The sequence below is a fragment of the Calothrix sp. CCY 0018 genome, from assembly GCF_963920925.1.
Lineage (GTDB): Bacteria > Cyanobacteriota > Cyanobacteriia > Cyanobacteriales > Nostocaceae > Rivularia.
Genome location: NZ_CAWUDI010000032.1, coordinates 32,629 through 55,057, shown reverse-complemented (window position 1 = coordinate 55,057; position 22,429 = coordinate 32,629). Strand labels below are relative to the sequence as shown.

Annotated in this window: 13 protein-coding genes; 4 read left to right on the top strand and 9 right to left on the bottom strand. The window is 38.3% G+C overall.

Features of this window, described 5'->3' with window-relative positions; all coding sequences use genetic code 11:
- Window positions 1–1,222 precede the first annotated feature (1,222 nt).
- On the bottom strand, window positions 1,223–4,381 hold the full coding sequence (locus ACM03V_RS22150; protein ID WP_414622961.1) for a cysteine peptidase family C39 domain-containing protein: 3,159 nt from the start codon (window positions 4,379–4,381) through the stop codon (window positions 1,223–1,225).
- Between the two features lie 774 nt (window positions 4,382–5,155).
- Window positions 5,156–7,558, bottom strand: coding sequence for a GH116 family glycosyl hydrolase (locus ACM03V_RS22145; RefSeq protein ID WP_414622960.1), 2,403 nt, complete (start codon window positions 7,556–7,558; stop codon window positions 5,156–5,158).
- A 779-nt stretch (window positions 7,559–8,337) separates the two neighbouring features.
- Between ACM03V_RS22145 and hisD the strand changes: the two genes are divergently transcribed.
- The gene (gene hisD, locus ACM03V_RS22140; RefSeq protein ID WP_414622997.1) at window positions 8,338–9,639 is read left to right on the top strand and encodes a histidinol dehydrogenase; all 1,302 of its coding nucleotides are present in this window, start codon (window positions 8,338–8,340) and stop codon (window positions 9,637–9,639) included.
- Window positions 9,640–9,734: 95 nt separating this feature from the next.
- Here hisD and ACM03V_RS22135 read toward each other — a convergent pair whose 3' ends face one another.
- The 5 genes from ACM03V_RS22135 to ACM03V_RS22115 form a co-directional block, all read right to left on the bottom strand.
- Window positions 9,735–9,968, bottom strand: coding sequence for a helix-turn-helix domain-containing protein (locus ACM03V_RS22135; RefSeq protein ID WP_414622959.1), 234 nt, complete (start codon window positions 9,966–9,968; stop codon window positions 9,735–9,737).
- Between the two features lie 304 nt (window positions 9,969–10,272).
- On the bottom strand, window positions 10,273–10,620 hold the full coding sequence (locus tag ACM03V_RS22130) for a DUF760 domain-containing protein (RefSeq protein WP_414622958.1): 348 nt from the start codon (window positions 10,618–10,620) through the stop codon (window positions 10,273–10,275).
- Window positions 10,621–11,257: 637 nt separating this feature from the next.
- Window positions 11,258–12,214 carry an RNA polymerase sigma factor, RpoD/SigA family gene (locus ACM03V_RS22125; RefSeq protein ID WP_414622957.1) on the bottom strand — a complete coding sequence of 319 codons (957 nt, stop codon included), beginning with the start codon at window positions 12,212–12,214 and terminating at the stop codon, window positions 11,258–11,260.
- 586 nt (window positions 12,215–12,800) lie between these two features.
- Complete coding sequence (gene carB, locus ACM03V_RS22120) at window positions 12,801–16,058, bottom strand: carbamoyl-phosphate synthase large subunit (protein WP_414622956.1); 3,258 nt, start codon at window positions 16,056–16,058, stop codon at window positions 12,801–12,803.
- Window positions 16,059–16,652: 594 nt separating this feature from the next.
- Window positions 16,653–17,207 carry a Dps family protein gene (locus tag ACM03V_RS22115; RefSeq protein WP_414622955.1) on the bottom strand — a complete coding sequence of 185 codons (555 nt, stop codon included), beginning with the start codon at window positions 17,205–17,207 and terminating at the stop codon, window positions 16,653–16,655.
- 620 nt (window positions 17,208–17,827) lie between these two features.
- Here ACM03V_RS22115 and ACM03V_RS22110 point away from each other — a divergent pair.
- The 3 genes from ACM03V_RS22110 (at window position 17,828) to ACM03V_RS22100 (ending at window position 19,633) form a co-directional block, all read left to right on the top strand.
- Window positions 17,828–18,085 (top strand): Asr1405/Asl0597 family protein, encoded by a 258-nt coding sequence (locus tag ACM03V_RS22110; protein ID WP_414622954.1) that lies wholly within the window; start codon window positions 17,828–17,830, stop codon window positions 18,083–18,085.
- A gap of 107 nt (window positions 18,086–18,192) precedes the next feature.
- Window positions 18,193–18,834: a (2Fe-2S) ferredoxin domain-containing protein gene (locus ACM03V_RS22105; RefSeq protein WP_414622953.1), complete on the top strand. Its 642-nt coding sequence runs from the start codon at window positions 18,193–18,195 to the stop codon at window positions 18,832–18,834.
- 205 nt (window positions 18,835–19,039) lie between these two features.
- Window positions 19,040–19,633, top strand: a complete 594-nt coding sequence (locus ACM03V_RS22100) for a Uma2 family endonuclease (protein WP_414622952.1) — start codon at window positions 19,040–19,042, stop codon at window positions 19,631–19,633.
- A 2-nt stretch (window positions 19,634–19,635) separates the two neighbouring features.
- Here ACM03V_RS22100 and ACM03V_RS22095 read toward each other — a convergent pair whose 3' ends face one another.
- The gene (locus ACM03V_RS22095) at window positions 19,636–20,205 is read right to left on the bottom strand and encodes a Uma2 family endonuclease (RefSeq protein ID WP_414622951.1); all 570 of its coding nucleotides are present in this window, start codon (window positions 20,203–20,205) and stop codon (window positions 19,636–19,638) included.
- Between the two features lie 141 nt (window positions 20,206–20,346).
- The gene (gene uvrB / locus ACM03V_RS22090) at window positions 20,347–22,350 is read right to left on the bottom strand and encodes an excinuclease ABC subunit UvrB (protein WP_414622950.1); all 2,004 of its coding nucleotides are present in this window, start codon (window positions 22,348–22,350) and stop codon (window positions 20,347–20,349) included.
- Window positions 22,351–22,429 lie beyond the last annotated feature (79 nt).

The window sequence follows — 22,429 nt, the reverse complement described above, 5'->3', positions numbered from 1 at the left end:
CGTCTTTAGCCTAAATAAGATATTACGATTATTTATATTTAACGTGTTGGGAAAAACTAAGATGGGTGATGCTAAACTCACCCCGCAGATTATTAACTTCTGGGGAGATAAACTTTCATTGGGATGCAAACTATGCTGATTCATCCCTAAAATGCCTTCTGGGCATATATTTTCGACTGCATTTAACCTGACGATCCTTTTCATTAATTGAACCATTTAAACAAAAATCCGGCTTTCCTTTTCGAGGAAGGGATGCTTGCAACTGCCAAAATAAAATTCCAGTAATAGTAAGTTGGCAAGAGTACTACCATGCTTCAAAAATTTACCTAGATAAATGTAAGATGACTGGTAATAAAAAATCTACGCTTCGCATTTGGTAGAAGCAAGAAGAGCCTTTTTCTCATCTCCTAAACTCCTAATTGAATTACTTGACCCTGATAACATTTTGTATAAATAAAAACTTTTTGACTTTAGGAGTATTTATGTGAAATCTCTTATTTTTAGTATAGCAAACAAAATATCTTCATCTTTAATCGTTGATAACAACATTAGTACTTATACTATTTTTTGTCTTGAATGTCATCTGTCTTCTATCACGCTTTATTACATTAAATCTACTTAATATAATTATACGAATACTTAAGTATTGTGCAACTTTAATTTTTGTCCTTGATTAATTGTTTAATGAGGGGTTAGACCCCCTATTTACAAATATTTGTATGGATATAATTGTAATCGACTATCAAAATCTTTTGCTTAAATATTTATATATCATATATCTAAAATAAGAGAATATACATAGCATTGTAAACGCTACAAACTGATTAATTAAGTAAATATTTTTAAAGCTAAGTACAAGTTATTATATTACTAATAATTAGGCTAAATCCTTTGTATATAAAGATTTTATATACATGAATACTACTCAAAGTTTTTTAAACTTATGATTAAGTTGCTTTCGCTTGATAGTAAAATAATCGGCGAATCAGTTGCAATAGTTACACTTTTTTGGTATCTTTAATAAAATAAAATAATAAAATTTCATATAGTATGATAAAGAACACTTAATGAAAATGTAAATATCATGTATTTAGATTTTTAAAATTAAGTTAAATTCACATATTTTTAGATAAACGATATTTTCACTGACTCATTCATCAGCGTTTTGTTTTGCAAATCTTTTGCATTTAATATTTAAAGCTAATAATTTAGATTAGTAAGATTACATATCCAGTTGCTGCTGTATTAAGCTTGGATAAATCTTACTTTTTTTCATTAATTCTTCATGAGTTCCTTGCTCTGCTAAAACACCTCGGTCAAAAACTAAAGTAGTATCGGCATCTTTGATGCTACTAAGACTGGGAGCAACAATAAAAGTTGTGCGAATTTGTGCAGTCTCAATATAAGTACGATCAAAGCGAGCTAATTTTTGTTGAAACTTATACTCAGAAAGCGAATCAACAGAATTATTAGCTTCATCGATAATTAAAATACGAGGATTTTTAACTAAAGCCCTAGCAATAGCTAATTTGTGCTGCTGTTTGGCATCTAGCTTGATTCCTCCTCCAACGATAGTGCTGTAGCCTAAAGGCAGTGCCTCGATAAAAGCGTGCGCTCCCGCGAGTTTGGCAGCAGCTTGAACTTGTTCAAGGCTAAATTCTCGATTGTACAAAGTGATATTTTCTAGGATTGTTCCTGAAAACAGGAAAAATTCTTGCGATATTACACCGAATTGTCTTCTCAAAGATAATGACGTCACTTGGGTAATATCATGTCCATCAATTAGAATGCGTCCGCTATCGGCATGGTACAAGCCAGAAAGCAACTTAACTAAGGCTCTTTTACCGCAATTATTGCCTCCCACAATAGCGATGGTTTGTCCTGGCTTGACGCGAAAAGAAATATTTTGCAAAATATCCCCCTGTTGCGAACTCTCTTCAGTAAGTTCTGCTCCTGTGCCTAATTCGCTAAAGCTGACATTTTCAAAATGCACCTCACCGCGAATAGCAGGTAATACGGATAAAGTTTTTTGTGTTTTTTCTTCGCTCTCGGTAGCTAAAACATCATCTAATTTTTCAATGGAAGTTAGTATGTCCGGAAATTCATCCCACAGCTTTACCAATGCCAACATCGGGTTGATCGTATTGCCCACAAGCATATTGAAAGCAATAAATTCGCCTATAGAGATTTGAGAATTGATCGCCATCTGGGTGCCATACCACAACACTGTCGTACTGCCGATGTGATTAATTAAACTACTTGCTAACTGCAACCTATTAGATAATTTTTGCCCTGACGATCGCGTCTTTATCATCTTGGTAAAATGTTCTTCCCAGCGCTGTAGCAAAGAATTTTCGGCTTTTTCAGTTTTGATTGCGTTAATGCCGCTAACAATTTCTACGATTACTCCATTCTGTGCTTTAGAATCAAAAGCATATTGTCTGCCAATTTTTTTTACAAATAGATTAACTACCGCACTCAAGCACATCATCGGTAGAATAAAGCTCACTACCACTAAAGTAAGTTGCCAACTGTAATAAGCCATCAACCCGAAATAGACAAGCGTCATTAACCCATCCAAAATGGTAGTTATGGCTTGACGAGTTAAAAAGCGGTGAATTTTAGAGTTTTCTTGAATTTGCCCCAGAATATCTCCGACTCTGCGGGATGCAAAAAAAGATAATGGTAACTCCAGGGTACGACTCACAAAATCGCCTATTAGGGTTATATCTAAGCGGTTCGACAAATAGTCTAGAAGATGCTGACGTACTGCGGTTAAAGCTATACGCCCAAACCCGAATACAAGAAACCCGAAGCCAAAAATATTGATCGAATCCAAATTTTTAGCCGTGGTAACTGCATCTATTACGGTTTGGGCTAGTATTGCTGGAACTACACCTAAAATAGGTAGCAGTATCGAAACAATAATTATTTTGGCTAATAAAGGTCGATTATTTGCAAAAAACTGATGGAATCTTTCAAAAGAAATAAATTCATTCTTCTGACTATAGAAATTTTCAGTGGGAGATAAAAGTAAGGCATATCCTGTAAAATTTACTTCAAATTCATCACGAGAAACCCATCTTTTTCCTATAGCTGGATCTGAAATAAATACAGAGCTATCTTCGATCCGCCATACAACTATATAGTGATTTCCCTGGTAATGAGCTATCCAAGGTAATGGTTGCGACTCCAATTCATTAAAAGAAGCTCTTACTCCTAAAGCCTGATATCCCAAGGTTTCAGCCGCATTTATTAAATCGCTAAACTCCGCACCCATAGAGTTTATGTGTGCAATAGAACGCAGAGTATTTAACTTAAAACGTTTACCCCAGTATTGACAAATCGCTGCCAGACTCGCCGCACCGCAATCTGAGGAACTTTGTTGTTGAACAAAAGGGTAAGTCCCAAACCAGCGTCGACGGGGATGTTGACGATCAAATTGCAGGTGCCGAGAAATTAATTCCCTATCGGGGGCAACAGGCTGCAATTTCGACTCAACCTTGGAATCTTCTTCGACTTCATCATTCTTAACCTTGAAACGAGAACCAACTTCAACAGTTTTCAACTCTGGTACAATTTCCGCAACTGCATCAAAGTGTTGTTTCGGTAGATAAAACAGCGATAAATCGGTTTGAGAGATAAAATCCACTGGGATTGGATTCGGATATCCCCAACTTTCCCCTACTGTAGGGGGTCGATTTTTCCCAGAAATGCTGCATATTTCGCCACTGACAAGCCAAAAACGCCCTTCTCTTGGAGATGCTGTTAAAGAAGAACCTGCATTAATCTTTATGTTGAGAAAATAAGCAAGTAGCTTTTGTAAAGTAGGAGTATTTTGCGATAGATAGAGCTTAGCCGAACGCAATTCTGTCAGCGTCTTGAAAAAGATTAACTTTTGACGCTCTTGAGTAATTTGTGAAAAATAATCGAACAAAGCAGGGTAACGCTGCAACCAAATATCAAGTTTTTGTGAAGAAATTTGCAAAAGCATTCCACTACTAGATGCCACAGCTCGATATTCTTGAAATCCATCGCAAAATGGATCATCCCCTCCAAAAAATTGATTTGGATCGAGCAGTTGAATTGAAACTTCCTTGCCCAAAAATTGATCAAAACCTAGCAATCGGACTTTACCTTGACAAATCAAGTAAACAACACCACCGCGAACAGATGAGTGCCCGACGCAATTGTACTGAGTTAGTTCATCACCTAATTCAAACTTTCTCGCTATCCAAGCTTCTTTAAACTCAGATGGGAGGTTAGTATCTCCAATAACCTGCTTCCAAAGCTGGTAAATAGCTTCGGAAGCAGTTAATAACGGAGTATTTGTTGTATCATTATCTGCTTTCTGAACTCCCAAACCTGGGTACGAGTCCATTGTTTAATCTCTATTTAAAGTAACTTTATTGACTTTAGTTAAAACTTGCAGCGGTAGTTTAAAAGAAGCTCTAAATACTTTCAATATAGGATTTTATCCTAATTGTCGATCGCTTATTCTCTCTTTGCACCCGTATTAATAATTACTAGTTATTCTTTCATTTTTGTTTTATAAATAGTTAGTGGGTTTTCGTACAGTGAAAGTTTAAAATAAAACATTTAGCTAGCCAAACCCATTTTTTGATTTTACTAAAGCATTAATTACCATTAAATGCATTGTTATTAAATTTCAGCCCCTACCGTCAATAAACATCTTATACTTTATCGAAGTTTTAATTTTACTTCAATTGGTGTTCATTGTTTTAAGTAAAATAAATATGTATGTTTGGGTACAAACTCTAACGAGTAAATAATTTACAATTAGATACTTTTAGGATAAAAATGCGACCTATAAAGACCATAATTCCTAGTATTTAGCAAACAAATCTTCATAAAAATCGGATTTATTAGCATAAAACTTGTTCGTTGCGAACATATATTGCGACTTATTAGCTGTAGTTATAATTAGAGCTAATATCATTTGCATTTTAAAAATAACAATTTAATCTTTAAAATAGGGAGTAGGGAATAATTAGGAGTTAGGAGTTGTTTGATTTTGGATTTTGGATTTTAGATTTTGGATTGAGAGTTAGGAGTCACGAATTAGGAGTTAGGAGTTAGGAGTAGATAATTATCTACCCCCTCTCTCCCCATCTCCCCATCTCCCAAGCAGAGCTTAATCGATTGTTAAATAAATCGCCCAAATAGCCATCGCTCTCAGGTACACGCAGGCACGGAAGGTGCCAACTGCGGTAATGGCTTCGGGGGTGCGAAACTGTAAGCCGTTGTCATAAATTTGATTTACTACAGCTTCTGTTAACTTAAATGCTTCCGAAATATTTCCCATTTGTACTAGAAAAGCGGCGATTCCAAAGTTGATTCCCGTCCATACTTCTAAAGGATGAGTTGCATCGGGATTTTCGGGTGAACCATCGGCACGCAAACCGTTAGCAGCACCAAGTTTACCGTCGTTGAATTTAAGGAAGCAAGCATCATAAACGGTATCTAAAGCTGAAATAGCGCATTCCGGAGGTACAATATCCGGTAGCCGCAATAAACGAGCGTAGAATTGCCCGCATAATTGATCCGCCATTACCACATCAGAACCGCTTTCACTATCAAGACGATAAAATTTACCGTTCCATAGCTTTTCTTGATAAACGGGACGAGATTTTTCTAACCATGCTTCGTAAATGGATTTTTGTGCTGCTAAATTCTCGATTTGTACTTCCTCGGTTAACAAAACTTCGCTGATGGCGATCGCCGCTTCTAAGGCAGCTAACCATAACCCGCCACAATAAGCACTTACGCCGAGCAACCGCCAATCATCAAAGGTTTGATCCGGGGCACCAGAATTTTCTGGAATACCGTCGTCATCTCGATCAAAAGCTTTGAGATAGTTTAAAGTTTCAACAATCGCATTCCAACAATCTACGAGAAAATCAATATCATTACTACCTGTAAAAAGGAAATCTCGATACACCTGTAAGACAAAATCACAACCCAAATCTTTCCACTGGTTGCAATCTTGATAGCTGGTGTAATTTGTCTTTTCCCAAACGTGTTCGTTGGGTGCGCCTAAATCGTGCGGTGTCGAGCCCTTAACTTTACGAACAGCTTCATGACTTTCCGCGCCTATAGTATAGTAGTAACCGATGACACGGGTTTTTTCATCGCTATCGGGGATTGCTCTGGCAAAAGCACGAATTACAGCTTTCTCTAATTCTGGAAACAAGATTAACAAGCCGAAAGAACCGTAAAGCCGCACATCTAAACTTTCATACCAGCGATAATCCAAGCATTCAAGTACGGCAAATTGACCTACTGGATCGCGTTTTGATGCCGCACTCCATAAAGTACCGCCAGCAGTCAGATCGTAAAGTTCGTTAAACAAAGCCATTTTGAACCAGTCGGGCAAATCCGAGCGTTCAATAATTGGTTCTTGCCAAGCTTGAATTTGATCGAGCCAATCTTGATATTCTTTCAGAGCATTAGTAGCAATATTGCCAGCATTTTTACCATTATCGCCAAAAAAGTCAGTATATCTGCGCTTGTATGTAGTTTCGGATGCAAATTCTGTTACAGGAAAATCCCAAGCCACAGCAAAAGGTATTTCTAAACTTTCTCCTGGTTGAAGAGTAAAACGCACGGCGATCGCTGCCCCTATTTGTTCGTTTTGAACTGCGGGAGTTTCATCAACAATATTAGCTAAAGAACCATTTTCAGCGAAGCTTTGCCAAATATCTTCACCAGTACAAGTCGGATTCCATCGATTGTGGTAAAAAATTTCTAATTTTGGATTTTTAGCAGTAGCAATACACCAAGTACCTTCTCCTTCTACTGGCTCTGCGGTACCTACTTTATCTAATACACAACCAACGGATTCAGGATTTTCAATTAACCGATTAAAATTATTTTGACTTTCACCTAAATTTGGTTGGTAATCATAAACTGGACTACCATCATCTCGCATTTCCACTTCCGGAGATTTCACGGTATTAGTAAACCACCCCACCATATTCTGCCAAGTCAGCATAATACTTATAGTGATCGGCTCCGAAGTCGGATTATTAGCATTCCAAACAAACATTGCCACCGGGTAGCTGGATTCTTGGTAATTATCAGCCCAAATCGGGGAGAATTGCTGGCAACTTAACTGTGCTTGAAAGACTTCATATACAAACCAACTGCGGGGATATAACGCATGGTAAGTTCCCGTATAATCGGTTTTGGATTTGGATTGAGGATAAAAATTCCAAGCCGACAAAGTACCATCATTACTTGGTACTGTAGACAATGCATAAGCAACACTTTGATTTTTGCTACTTTCAAACACGCTAAACTGACAAGCTGCGATATTCCCGAAAGTATGTTCCCCACCATCGATATGCCACAGGTTAAAGTCTCCCCGTGAAGAACGCCCGATACAGCCAGCACCAAAACCACCCAGAGGCATTCCGTGCCAAGGGCCATCATCAATATTACTAGCTTTACGCACGGTGTAGGGTTTATCCCAATCCAAACCAATAGAACGGCTCCAAGCGCAAGTAGGAATTGCCTTGTAGGACGGATTTTTCATGTGTAATTTTTGCAGCATTCAGTTACGAGAATGAAGTATGACTTGATGTGTCATTTTTCTCAAGCAGTTTCAAGCCCCAATTCATACCATCGGAGATGGGCGGATGGGGAGACAAGGAGACAAGGAGAATTTTAACCTTTAACCTTTGACCTTAATTTCTCCTAACGTATAACTCCTAATCTAAAATCCAAAATCTTAAAAAGTACGTTCCAATCTAGAAATGCGTTAAAATTAAGTACCATATATACAAAGTAATCTAATCTATGCCGCCTATATGTTTAGTGATTAGCAAAAGCTATTAGTTAAATATAGTTATCGTAATGTAAATGTAGAGGCTTAAGGCTATATTGTGTCTATACCAGTAATAGTCAGTAAAGCAAAAAAGAAGCAAAAATTATACTTAGTCCATACAAAGTTTAAGAAAAGGAGGGTAATATTCGTGTATATGCACGGGCAGCCCCTATTGCTGGCAACAAGTTAACATGAGAGTTGAATCAAGAGAAGCACTTTAATTACTTATAATAAAATGCGTCTCGTAAGATTTAACAAAACTTTCTATTAACAAGCGTCAGTTCCAATCTAGGTAGGAGCGTGACTAAAAGTTGTTAAGTAATTAAATTATTTTTCATCCCACAATCAACCGTGGGAGTATTTAAAAAACACAGGTTAAGCTAGAGGAGAGAGTTAACCTACTTTGCCTGCACCTAGCTATGGCAAGGAGCAATACTCCCATTCCTCAAATGCCCGAATTGTCTCTAGGAAAGCATTGTCCTTACTCCATGCTGCGAATTATTAATCAGCAGGCAGACGTTATAGCAGAATTGCAACGTATCTGCGATCGCACTAATGACGAACAGGTGCTTCACAAAGAAGCGACGGTGCGGGAAGTACTGCAAGCGGTGAAGCGCCAAGGCGATAAAGCAGTATTACATTACACTGCCGAATTTGATCATCAAATCCTTAATGCTGAAGAATTACGAGTAACCGATTCGGAATTCGACGAAGCGTACAAAAATATCTCTAAGGATTTGTTAGAAGCTATTAAACTGGCCCGCTCAAAAATAGAAGCATTTCATCGACAGCGAGTTCCTAAAAGCTGGGTCAACTTTGGTGATGATGAAGTTGTTTTAGGTAAAAGGTATACTCCCGTAGATATTGCGGGCTTATACGTACCGGGAGGTCGAGCTTCATACCCAAGTACTGTATTAATGAACGCCATTCCAGCGAAAGTGGCGGGAGTCCCGCGTCGGGTGATGGTCACACCACCAGGAAGCGAAAAGGGAATTAGTCCAGCTGTATTAGTGGCAGCAAGAGAAGCCGGAATCGACGAAATTTATCGTATTGGAGGAGCGCAAGCAATTGCCGCTTTAGCCTACGGCACTAAAACTATTCCTAAAGTAAACGTCATTACTGGGCCGGGAAACATTTACGTTACCTTGGCGAAAAAGTTAGTTTACGGAACGGTTGGTATTGATTCACTGGCAGGACCAAGCGAAGTATTAATTATTGCCGATGAAACAGCAAATCCCATACACGTTGCGGCGGACTTATTAGCTCAAGCCGAACACGATCCAATGGCAGCAGCGATATTGTTAACTACCGATGCTGCTTTAGCCAAGGATGTACAGGTGGCTTTGGAAAGACAATTAGTTGACCATCCAAGGCGGTTAAATACAGAAAAAGCTATTGCTCATTACGGTTTGGTAGTGATAGTAGAGTCTTTAGAAGTTGCCGCACAATTCTCTAACGAATTTGCTCCAGAACACTTAGAGTTAGAAGTATCCGATCCTTGGGCGTTATTACCTCATATTCGTCATGCTGGGGCAATATTTTTAGGTCATTCTACTCCAGAAGCCGTGGGAGACTATTTAGCAGGCCCAAATCATACTTTACCAACTTCCGGTGCAGCTAGATATGCTTCCGCATTAGGGGTCGAAACTTTCTTAAAACACTCTAGTATTATTCAGTATTCGCAAACAGCATTAGATAAAGTCGCTGGTGCAATAGATGTACTAGCTACTGCTGAAGGGTTAACATCCCATGCGGAATCGATCAGAAGACGAGTACAAAAAGAAGAGTGAGTTAGGAGTTAAGAGTTAGGAGTTAGGAATTAGGAGTTAGGAATTAGGCAAAAATTATCTATTCTACTTTTTCACTCCTCTCTTTCTAATTCTTATTACTTTGCTATCTTGTCTAGTTGACCAAATGTTGGATATGGTGCATCGGCTGGGATGATGTAGCAACTACGAAGGCTGCAAGCTTTAATCTGGCATGACCCGGATTTATACCAGTCTTTACGATCGGCTAAAGCATAGTTGTAAACTCTACGATGAGTTTCTAACCATTTCTCAAAAGTTTTTATTTGATTTTCTGTTGGCTTTAGTTTGAACTCGTAAGTCAGATTAAACATCTTGAATCACCTCCCTCCTTCTATTTTCTCACATTACTTACAAATGGATAAGCGCTTTTTAGAGTATCATGGGGAATGAATTCCGGTGGCGCACTACACCCCCATAATTAAAAATTAGGGGCACTGTGCGCGGTTCCGGTAGCTTTCGGGGAGCATAAAAGTAATTTTTCTGCTAATTTTAATCAAAGTCAGCAAATGATATTCCTTCTCGCGAACAAACAGGAACAAAAAAATTGGTTATTAATTGGTTACTAAATTAACGGAAAATGTTTCTTTTATGGGTTGCCAAGCTGTTTGTTGCGAATTAGAGGTCATTCTTCTGTTGATTTAATTCAATATCTTGCAAAGCTGTTTCAAAGTTCATCCTTTGTTCTGCATTGCGTAAAAAATAACCGCTAATCATTGCCGATGCTAATAATTTACCTAAGCTTTCACGATTAGTGTTGATATTGATATTAAAATGTTCTGGAGGCAAACTCCCTAGCAGTCCTATAATATTGCGCTCTATTACCCCTAATACTTCTGGAGAAGCTGGTTTAGATAATTGGCTAAGTGTCTCAGGACTTAAAGAGCTAACGTATTGCCATAATAAATTAGCACTTTGGGATTCCCCATTAAAAAAATCCGAAACTCGATTGGATGGATTACTCACGTTTTTCCTCCTTATATTTTCAGGATAACAGTATAATAAGTAACTCGTATCTTATCTGCTGTATGCTGTACTGAAGTTTTAATGTTTATTATTTTTCTGCGTACATTTAATGTAACAAATATATTCTCGATTCAAAGTAGGTTTAACCGTACCATAAGCATAGTATTTTTTATAAAAAGCTTAGGTCAAGCGAAAGGGAAATAGGCAATAAGGATTACCATTAGCTCAACCTCAATTCCCTTTTCTCCTCTTAATTTCCTGTATTTTTAAGCTATTATAGCGTTTACTAAGCAACTGAAGTACAGCGATTACCTCACCCCGATAAAGCTATGCTTTATCTCACCTCTCCATAAATCAGGAGAGGGGTTGGGGGTGAGGTTTTGAGATATACCCCAATAGACTGAGAAACGTTATAGTAAAAATTTTCAACAAAAAATGAGGTAGATATTTGTTTCTTCCCCTTACGAAATCCCTTTTAAAAATTACATATATATTATATAGAAAGTTTCTGCGTCTTTACCTTGTTGCTAGCTAAGGCAAGTTTGAGGGATGTATAGAAAAAGCCTAAAGTTCTTTTCTCCCCCAGCTTGCCTCCACCCAACAGTATTAACTTGCCTAATTGCTAAAGGTGAACTTTTTAGCTAGCCAAATATTCATTTATATCACCTTTGGACTTGCGAAGTTTATTTAAAGCTTCTCGCTCAATTTGACGTACTCGTTCGCGGCTAATATTAAGCTGCTCGCCTATTTTCACAAGCGTCATTGCTTTTCCATCATTTAAACCAAAGCGCAAAATAATAACCTGTCGCTGCTGGGGAGTCAAATCGGCTATCAAAGACTCTAATTCATATGACAATGAAGATTGCATGACAAAATCTTCTGGAGAAGCACCCGGATCTTCCAACATTTCTCCAAGCTCTGTATCATAATTGTCCCCTAAACGCAAATCCAATGATAATGGAACGCGAGCTTTTTCTAAATACTCTCGTACCTGCTTCGGAGTCAATTCCAATTCTTGTGCCAATTCGGTTACTGTCGCAGCACGTCCAAACTTTTGTGATAATTGACGCTGCGCTTTCTTTATTTTGTTAAGTTTTTCGGTAATGTGAATCGGTAGACGAATTGTACGACCTTTTTCTGCGATCGCGCGAGTAATAGCTTGACGAATCCACCAGTAAGCATAGGTAGAAAACCTATAACCTTTACTGGGGTCAAACTTTTCTACACCGCGCTGCATTCCGATACTACCTTCTTGAATTAGATCGAGTAGATCGACATTACGTTTAATATATTTTTTCGCAACTGAAACTACAAGTCGCAAATTGGCTTCTACCATTTTGCGTTTAGCAACTTCGCCTTTTTCTATCGTTTCTTCTAACTCTTGAGGTGCTAACTTCGCACGCTCTGCCCATTCATCCAACGTTGGTTGACGCTTTAATTCGGTCGTCAGGGATTCTTTCACCGATTGCAAGACTGTTGCACGATGCACCTGCTTGCCGAGCAAAATCTCCTCCTCGTGAGTTAAAAGTGGTACGCGACCAATCTCGCGCAGATAAGTCCGCACGAGGTCTTTAGGTGTCTGAACGGTCTTCATAGCGCTAGGCATAAAGGGTAATGAAAATAAATATTGACGGTAAGTTTACAAGTAGATAGATGCATAAACCGGGCATACCTCAAAAAAGTAGATAACCCAGATTCTGTAAAATGCGATTAAGGCACTCTAAAAACTCGGCATAAGAGTAATTTTATATTTGATTATTAATTGCTAATATTTGCAGTTTTTAACCCTGCTTCACAAGTACCTACAGTTAGATATAAGGTAGCTAATTAAACATTTCTCCAATTTTATATATAGTAAACAATTGTAACATTTATGAAAACTTTCCGACCACGATTAAAATCTTTTCTCTATTGTCGCCTGTATTATTGGTAAATAAACTTAAATTTTTCCTAAAGAATATCCTGAAATATTTAAATTTAGAGCCTTTTTTAGAAATTTTAGTTACAAAATCAAGTATAAAAATGGTAACTATTGGTTTTTTTTATTAATGCATTTTGATCGAGCATGGGTGAGAGTTAGGAGTTAGGAGTTAGGAGTAATTAAGGTCTGCATGTCAAAGGTTAAAATTCTCCTTGTCCCCCCATCCCCCCATCCCCCCATCCCCCCATCCCCCATCACCTTACCGGACTAAGCAGTAATCCTGAATCAGCTTCACATCCAAGTTGGTATTTTGTAAAGAACGAATGGCGGCAAGGGTTGCTTTTGCACCTGCAATTGTGGTCAGCATGGGTATTTTGTAAGATAATGCCGTGCGTCGAATCAATCTACCATCGCTTTGGGCTTCTTGCCCGGAAGGAGTGTTAATAATTAGCTGTATTTGACGATTTTTGATCGCGTCAAGAACGTGGGGACGACCTTCATGTAGTTTGAGTACTTGCTGTACATTTAAACCATTTTCTTTAAGTACTCGCTGAGTACCGCTTGTTGCCATTACAGAAAATCCCAGTTGAATAAATTCTTTGACTACCGGAATCGCAGCAGCTTTATCGCGGTCGTTCATAGATACAAACACCGTACCGCTTAAAGGTAAATGCTCTCCCGCGCCCATTTCGGCTTTTGCATAGGCCCTGCCAAAGTCACTATCTATACCCATTACTTCGCCAGTCGAACGCATTTCTGGCCCTAAAATAGTGTCGGTGCCTGGGAATTTATTGAATGGTAATACTGCTTCTTTAACAGCAATGTGCGATGGTATAACTTCTTGGGTAAATCCAAGTTCTTCTAAAGTTTTGCCAGACATAATCAAAGATGCTAGTTTCGCTAGAGGTACGCCTGTTGCTTTAGAAACGAATGGTACGGTACGGGAAGCGCGGGGATTGGCTTCTAAAATATAAACTTGAGGAGAATAGGTTTGAATGCCTACAATAGCAAATTGGACGTTCATTAATCCGATCACTTTTAAAGCTTGTGCCAGCTTGATAGTAGAAGTACGAATTTGTTCGAGAATTGCTTGCGGTAGGGAAATTGTAGGCAGCGCACAGGCTGAATCTCCGGAGTGAATTCCGGCTTGTTCGATGTGTTCCATTATGCCGCCAATCACGACTTTACCCGTGCTGTCGGCAATCGCATCCACATCTACTTCTGTAGCGTTTTCCAAAAACTTATCTATTAATATGGGATGTTCTGGTTCTACCTGTACCGCAAAAGTCATGTAGCGTTCCAGTTCGGCATCCGAGTAAACGATTTCCATCGCTCTCCCACCCAATACGTAGCTGGGACGTACTACTACCGGATAACCGATACGTTTGGCGACAATCAAAGCATCTTCGTAGGTTCTAGCAATACCATTGGGTGGTTGAAGTATATCTAATCCCTGAAGAATTTTCTCAAATTTTTCTCTATCTTCAGCAGCGTCGATAGAATCGGGAGAAGTTCCCCAAATTTGTGTTTTTGGCGAGCCGGTTGTCCGTAAATATTCCTGTAAAGGTAATGCTAATTTTAAAGGTGTTTGTCCTCCAAATTGAACGATTATCCCCACCGGATTCTCAGCTTCAATGATATTCAGGACATCTTCTAAGGTTAGCGGTTCAAAATAAAGGCGATCGCTGGTGTCGTAATCGGTGGAAACCGTTTCTGGATTTGAGTTAACCATTATCGTTTCATAGCCCGCATCTTTGAGAGCATAAGCGGCGTGACAGCAGCAATAGTCAAATTCGATCCCCTGCCCGATACGGTTGGGACCTCCACCCAAAATCATTACCTTGGGCTTGTCGCTCGGTATTATTTCGTTTTCTTCTTCGTAAGTGGAGTAATGGTAGGGAGTAAATGCTTCAAACTCCGCAGCACAGGTATCTACTGTTTTATAAACTGGGATAACTTCTAATTGCTTACGTTTTGCTCGAACTGTATCTTCGGTAGTTTTGGTTGCAAAAGCAATTTGTTTGTCGCTAAAACCATATTGCTTGATTTCATGCAATTGCTCTTTTGTCAACTGTTCGAGAGGAGTTCGCTTGATAAATTTTTCTACCTCCAGCAATTGCTGCATCTTATCTAAAAACCAATGGTCAATTCCAGTTAGTTCGTAGATTTCCTCAATGCTAATTTTTAGCTGCATCGCGTGACGCACCGCGTAAATCCGATCTGGATTTGGCGTTCGTAATTGAGCGCGGATTTGTTCGCCAGAAGGTAATTTTTCATGGCGATCGCAACCCCAGCCAGCGCGTCCAGTTTCCAGCGAGCGCAAGGCTTTTTGGAAGGATTCGTTAAAAGTACGACCGATTGCCATTGCTTCCCCTACGGACTTCATTTGAGTTGTCAGCACCGAGGAAGAACCGGGAAATTTTTCAAAAGCAAAACGGGGAACTTTGGTTACAACATAATCAATCGTTGGTTCAAAGGATGCAGGAGTTTCCTTTGTAATATCGTTTTTAATTTCATCTAAGCTGTAGCCGACAGCTAATTTAGCTGCCATTTTAGCTATAGGAAAACCCGTGGCTTTACTAGCTAAAGCCGAACTGCGAGAAACGCGGGGGTTCATTTCAATTACAACTACTTCCCCAGTTTTTGGATTAACGGCAAATTGAATATTAGAACCGCCAGTTTCCACACCAATCTCGCGGATAATTTTAATTGCCATATCTCGCAAGCGTTGATATTCTTTATCGGTGAGCGTTTGCGCGGGAGCAACGGTAATCGAATCTCCCGTATGAATACCCATCGGGTCAATATTTTCAATCGAACAGATAATCACCACATTATCCGCCAAATCGCGCATTACTTCTAATTCGTATTCTTTCCAACCCAACAAAGATTGATCGATCAGAATTTGCGATACGGGTGAAGCATCAATACCCGCTTGGGCCATTTCTTCAAATTCTTCTTGATTGTAGGCAATACCGCCACCCGTGCCGCCCATAGTAAAACCAGGACGAATAATCAACGGATAGCTGCCAATATCTTTAGCTATAACTCTAGCTTCTTCCAAAGTTGAAGCAGTACCGCTAGGACAAATTGCCACATCAATTCGCGCCATTGCATCGCTAAACAGTTTTCTGTCTTCAGCTTTTTCAATAGCTGGTAACTTTGCTCCAATTAATTCAACACCATATTTATCTAAAACACCATTTTTTGCCAAAGCTACAGCTATGTTAAGCGCTGTTTGTCCCCCCATCGTTGGTAGTAAAGCATCGGGACGTTCTTTTTCGATGACTTTTTCGACCATTTCTGGCGTTAACGGCTCAATATAAGTCCTGTCAGCCGTTTCGGGATCGGTCATAATAGTAGCTGGGTTAGAATTCACCAGCACAACTTCGTAACCTTCTTCCTGCAAAGATTTACAGGCTTGGGTTCCAGAATAATCAAACTCACAGGCTTGTCCAATAATGATTGGGCCAGAACCTAATAATAAGATTTTTTGAAGGTCTTGACGACGGGGCATAGCTGTTACCTTTAAATACGAAAATATGAATCCCGATCATTTTAAAGGTCTTTACTCACACTTACGCAATTTATTATCAAAACGCTGCAATTCTATTAAACCTACCCAAAGCTACCATTATCTAGACTTAGTGGGACAAAGGTAGTAGTAGGTTGGATTAAAGGCACACGAACAATATATGTTTCCCCAGATTGCATACGCACCTTTAACTCATGATCTACCTTTTCGTTTTAATTAGATTAAGCAGATATAAATTATGAGTTGCAAACAATTGAAAAATAATCTTAATTACTCGGAATTACTGGATCAAAAATCTTTATATGGCAAACGTCAAATTAATAGTAATTAAAATCAATTGAGTTTAAGCAAACGATAATTCTTCTCAAAATAAATTTAAAAAGCTTTTTATAAAAGTATTTGTAAGAAAATATTAAGCTAAGTATAATAAATTAATTAATTAATTTGATACCTAATTAAAAATGGCAGAGAGATAAAGATGTATCCTCTGCCATAAACTATATTTTTTTGAGTTATATACGAAATTTTATTCAGCAAAAACGTAGATAAGATTGTTCTAATTCTGGCAAAATATTGTTAGTTCTGAGCAGACTGAACAAATCCCAAAGTTAAACTGTCTTTAGCTAGGAAGTGAGATAAATGGTAAGCGCGTTCCTCGGTTTTGAGAAGAATTTTCTCGTACAAAAGTCTTGTGGCTCTATCGCCTAAACTCTCAGCCTGAGTAGCTTGACGACGAATTACCCCAATCATAGCTTGCTCTGCTTTCAAGTCGTTTTCTATCATTTGACGACAAGAATAGATACCATCGGATTCTTGCTCAAAGCAGCATAATTCCGCTAATTTACTGAAAGAAGCAACAGGTACGCCGCCAAGTCCATTCAAACGTTCTCCAATTTCATGGATATGTCCTTGTACTTCTCCATAGCAATCGTTAAAAAAGTCGTGTAGCGAATAGAATTCCGAACCTTCTACAACGAAATGATGTTTTTGATACTGAATATATAAGGCTTGAAAACTAGCTAATACAACGTTAAAACCTTCACATACTGGCTCAGTGACGCTCTTATCAAGTAAGACTGGATTATCATAAACTTGACCAAAATTTTGCAATACAGTTTGGGTGTCAGCCATTGTTTTCCTCTCTTATTATCGTAGATTAGCAGCCTGATTTATTAACTGCTTATGTTTTCTATCTTAACACCATAAAATATAAATTATGTCTGTCAAATATTATATATTTTAAAATTTTGATTGAATATATTTTGATTTTTTACTAGTTAATAATATGTTTTCCTTCTCCTTATTGACATCTTTTTTCTAAATTGCACCGCTATTTTATCCAAGCCGCTTTTTATCCATCCACGGCTCAAATTCTGTATCTACCAATACAAAGTTAGTTTTACACGAAAAATCACCACTTACACCGAATCTATAAACCACGTAAATATATTTAGTAAAAATTCTTATAAATAGAACTTGCGAAAAACTTATTCCAAGATAGCTAATATTTTTCTTTTTTTAAGCCAAATTGGCAGATTTTATGGGGAGGAGGGGGAGATGGGGACAATTAAATATCCTTAACTCATAACTCATAACTCCTAACTGATTATGAGGATTTTTTATTTTTTTTGTAAAAGTTACTGAGAAATGTTTGCATCTAACATATAATTGTTAAAGAATCTGGATTGCAAAGTTAAACCAGTCTTGCTGTCTAGTTACTGCGAGTTTATTGCACTTTGAGGGTATTTATCTTGAAATCGTTTGATTCGCGATCGCAGACAAAACAGGTTGTTGAGGTAAGTTGGGCAGACCGTTGGCAAGTGTATCAACGGTTACAGGAATTAAGTATTCCTTCTTGGTGTAGCGCTAATCAACCTTTGAGAGTTGAAATTGCGAATGCCTCTGCTGCCGTACAGTTATGGAGCGTTACCCGGCTATTAAATGCCTCCCGTAAAGACCTAATAATTACTCTTAATAAGTGCCTTAATTACCGTCATCATCAGCCGTAGTTAATTAGATGTAGCGGCTCTAATTAAAAGGTCATTTGGATGTAAATCCCTCCGCTAACCCAAAAGCATAAGTTGTTGTGTTGTTGTATAGAAATGGTTTAAGAATAATGGGAAAATCTCACCGTAAAGAAACGTCAGAATTTTGTCTTGAAGGACGGTTTTTAGAATTTATAATTAAAGATGGTTATAAACTCAAAGGCTTACTTTTAGGAACTTCTGAGGGCGATCGCTATATTAAGTTGGCGAAGCATTTGAGACATGGTTTTGATTTACGTTTACCACCCGGCACCTGGTTGCAGATTGTGGGTGAAAAAAAGTATGACAGCAAAACTGGTGAAGTTCAATTAAAAGCCGAACGAGTCATGGCGTGTCTCAAAGAAGTAGAGAAAAGAGAAGAGCTACTTCCTACATCTGCTGAGAAACCCGAAGAAAAGAAGAAAGAGAAATCGGCTAAAAATAATAATATATTAGTGTGTCAAAAATCTAGCTGCATGAAGCGCGGTGGTAAAAAGCTATGTCAAGCTTTAGCTGCTTCTCTGAGCGAACGGGGATTAGAAGATAAAGTTGCCATTAAAGGTACTGGCTGCATGAAGAAATGTAAAGCAGGTCCTAACTTGATAATGCCAGATAAAACTCGCTACACGAAAATTCAGGCAGAACAAGTATCTACCGTGATGGACAAGCATTTTGGTCCTAAACAACAAGTAGAAATTCCCATCTCAGAAGTAGTGAATGCAAATAGAAAGTAAATTGGATAACATTTAATGCAAGAATTTACTAAGAAGCTTGCAAATTATGTTTTTAATATGTCCGTAATTTTTGATAAGTATTTTCAACTATAAAAGCTCGGTTTGCTTCATAAGCCGAGTTTTTATGTTGTTTCAATAGCGATAAGCTTCGTATTCGCCAAAAAATCAATCTATTATAGAAACAACCATCTTCGTGGTTTGACTAATGACTTCCCAAGTACTCGATCAAACATTTCCCCTCAAAACTTCTTACGTTCTGCTGTACGATGTCAGTTGGGAACAATTGGAACAACTTGATCTAAATCTTGCTGGAACGGGAGCAAGGTTAACTTTTTTAGATGGTATTCTCGAAATTATGTCCCCCCTTTCCGACGAACACGAAGATTCAAAAAAAACCCTGGCCATGTTGGTTGAGGTTTATATGCGAACCAAGAATATTAGATTTTATAGTCGGGGAAGCGCAACTTTAGGAAAACGAGAAAATAAAACTCGCCGCGAACCTGATGAGTCTTATAATTTAGGGATAAAGAAACCAATTCCCGATCTGATTCTAGAAATAACCGTCACCAGTGGTGGAATTAATAAGCTAGAAATTTACAAACGTTTAGGAATACCGGAAGTTTGGTTTTGGGAAGATGGTTTACTATCTGTTTATTGTTTGCAAGCAGATGAATATCAAAAAGTTGAAAAAAGCGTTTTGCTACCAGAATTAGATTTAGAATTATTAGCAATATATTCGCGCATGGCAGATCAATTTGATGCTGTGAACGAATATAGTCAGGTCATTAGAAAAAATTAAAATTACCAAATTTTATTCAAATTCAACTCAAATCCCGGTAAAACATCTTCACCAGATACAGTTTCAGGAGATTCTAAAATTTCAACTTCTTTCCCTTGCCGATAAATTTCTATTGTTTTATTTTTCGGATCGATTAGCCAACCCAAACGAACCCCATTCTCAATATATTCTGCCATCTTCTTTTGCAGCTTTTTAAGAGAGTCGCTACTTGAACGTAACTCTACAACAAAATCAGGTGCGAGTGGGGAAAACTCTTCTTCTCGTTGCTGCTGGGTTAATCCATCCCATTTTTCATTACTTACCCAAGAAGCATCAGGAGAATACACAGCACCATTGGGTAAAGTAAAACCTGTAGAAGAATCAAAACTAATACCTAAATTAGTGTTATCATTCCATAACCAAAGCAGAGCAGTAATACTAGAGTTTTTCTTTCCTGTCCAAGGATAAGTCGGTGACATTATAATAACTTCCCCAGTAGATGCGCGTTCAAGCTGCAAATCTTCATTTGCTAAACACAGTTGTTTAAACCCTTCAGCATCTAGTTTAGGAATATTTAGCGCGATTGAATTCATCACTTTTACGAACTAATATCTATATCTACAAAATAATTCAAACTTTATAGGAAGGGAATAGGGAATAGGGAACAGTGGAAAGAAATCATACAAGATATTAAATCACACAATTTCTCACTTCTAACTCCCAACTCCTAACTCCTAATTCCTCCCCACCAACTTATCTCTTAAGTGCTTAATCCGATCTCTAAATTTAGCCGCTTCTTCAAATTGCAGATTTTTCGCTGCATCTTTCATTTGTGCTTCTAATTTATTAACTAATTGCGGAATATTTTCTAATGGTATTTCATCAACGTGTTCGTCTACCACTTTTAAATCTTGCGAATTTAACCGCCGCGATACTTCTAAGAAGGATAATATCGCATTGCTAGATTTCTTTTTCACAATTGGCTGCGGTGTAATATTATGCATTTTATTATGTGCCGTTTGAATACCGCGACGACGTTCGGTTTCATCAATAGCTTTGATCATGCTATCGGTCATTTTATCGGCATATAAAATAGCTTGTCCTCTAATATGACGCGCTGCTCTACCAATAGTTTGAATTAAAGAACGCTCTGCACGTAAGAATCCTTCTTTATCAGCATCTAAAATTGCCACTAAAGAAACTTCGGGTAAATCCAAACCTTCCCGCAGCAAGTTAACACCAACTAATACATCAAAGACACCATCGCGTAAGTCTTGAATAATTTCAATTCGTTGAATCGAATTAATTTCAGAATGTAAATATCTGACGCGAATGCCGTTATCTTCTAAATACTCCGTTAAATCCTCAGCCATACGCTTGGTTAGCGTAGTAATTAAAACTCGTTCGTTGAGGTCTACTCGGTCTTTAATTTCTCCTAATAAATCATCTATTTGACCATCAGTAGGACGTACAATAACTTCTGGATCAATTACTCCAGTTGGTCGAATAATTTGCTCGGCAATATTATCACCAGAAATTTCTAATTCCCAATTTCCAGGAGTTGCAGAAGCAAAAATACACTGATTAACTTTTTCCCAAAATTCTTCTGCTTTCAAAGGACGATTATCGGCAGCGCTGGGAAGACGAAAACCATGCTCAATTAAAACTTTTTTCCTGGCTTGGTCGCCATTATACATCCCGCGAATTTGAGGAACGGTAACGTGAGATTCATCAATTACCAACATCCAATCTTTGGGGAAATAATCAATCAAACATTCGGGAGGTTCTCCAGCTTTTCTTCCTGCTAAATGACGCGAATAGTTTTCTACGCCATTACAGTAACCAACTTCCCGCAACATTTCTAAATCGTAGCGACAGCGTTGATCTATACGCTGCGCTTCTAATAATTTAGCGGCTTCTTCTAATTCTGCTTTACGGGCTTTTAATTCTGCATCAATATCCGCAATAGCTACTTCTAACCTGTCTTTCGGTGTGACAAAGTGACGCGCTGGGTAAAGATTAACCGCTGGCAAACTTTGGAGAATTTCACCCGTAACTGGATCAATATAGCGAATAGCGTCGATTTCATCGCCAAAAAACTCTATACGAATAATTCTATCTTCGTATGCTGGCCCAATTTCTAAAACATCGCCGCGAACCCTGAACTTTCCGCGACCCATTTCGATATCGTTACGGCTATACTGTATTGCTACTAAACTCCTAAGTATTTCCCGCTGGTCTACTGACCTGCCAACTTGAAACGGAATTGCTGCATTCAAATACTCTGTGGGCATCCCCAAACCGTAAATACAGCTAATTGAAGCTACAACAATCACATCTTTACGTTCAAATAAAGACCTGGTTGCAGAATGTCGCAACATATCTATTTCGTCATTGATTTGAGCCGTTTTTTCTATATAAGTATCGGTAACGGGAATATAAGCTTCTGGCTGATAATAATCGTAATAACTAATAAAGTATTCCACCGCATTATTGGGGAAAAACTCGCGCAACTCATTACAAAGCTGTGCTGCAAGAGTTTTATTATGCGCCAAAACAAGAGTGGGTTTACCTATTTTTTCTATCACCCTGGCAATAGTGTGAGTTTTTCCAGTACCAGTTGCACCTAAAAGCGTTTGATAGCGATTTCCTGCTTCAATAGTTTCCACAAGCTGCTCGATAGCCTTGGGCTGGTCGCCTGTGGGTTCAAAAGGGGCTTTTACGAGAAATTTTTTCATGACAGCTTGCAAAAACTTTAACCTATTTAATGGTAGCGAATAGTGCCGTCTTCCGAACTTTGAATCTGAATCTGAAAAA

Excerpts from the sequence above, each read along its gene's own strand:
- ACM03V_RS22150 (WP_414622961.1), bottom strand. The coding sequence starts at position 4,381 with ATGGACTCGTACCCAGGTTTGGGAGTTCAGAAAGCAGATAATGATACA.
- ACM03V_RS22145 (WP_414622960.1), bottom strand. The coding sequence starts at position 7,558 with ATGAAAAATCCGTCCTACAAGGCAATTCCTACTTGCGCTTGGAGCCGT.
- hisD (WP_414622997.1), top strand. The coding sequence starts at position 8,338 with ATGCTGCGAATTATTAATCAGCAGGCAGACGTTATAGCAGAATTGCAA.
- ACM03V_RS22135 (WP_414622959.1), bottom strand. The coding sequence starts at position 9,968 with ATGTTTAATCTGACTTACGAGTTCAAACTAAAGCCAACAGAAAATCAA.
- ACM03V_RS22125 (WP_414622957.1), bottom strand. The coding sequence starts at position 12,214 with ATGAAGACCGTTCAGACACCTAAAGACCTCGTGCGGACTTATCTGCGC.
- carB (WP_414622956.1), bottom strand. The coding sequence starts at position 16,058 with ATGCCCCGTCGTCAAGACCTTCAAAAAATCTTATTATTAGGTTCTGGC.
- ACM03V_RS22115 (WP_414622955.1), bottom strand. The coding sequence starts at position 17,207 with ATGGCTGACACCCAAACTGTATTGCAAAATTTTGGTCAAGTTTATGAT.
- ACM03V_RS22105 (WP_414622953.1), top strand. The coding sequence starts at position 18,193 with ATGGGAAAATCTCACCGTAAAGAAACGTCAGAATTTTGTCTTGAAGGA.
- ACM03V_RS22100 (WP_414622952.1), top strand. The coding sequence starts at position 19,040 with ATGACTTCCCAAGTACTCGATCAAACATTTCCCCTCAAAACTTCTTAC.
- ACM03V_RS22095 (WP_414622951.1), bottom strand. The coding sequence starts at position 20,205 with ATGAATTCAATCGCGCTAAATATTCCTAAACTAGATGCTGAAGGGTTT.
- uvrB (WP_414622950.1), bottom strand. The coding sequence starts at position 22,350 with ATGAAAAAATTTCTCGTAAAAGCCCCTTTTGAACCCACAGGCGACCAG.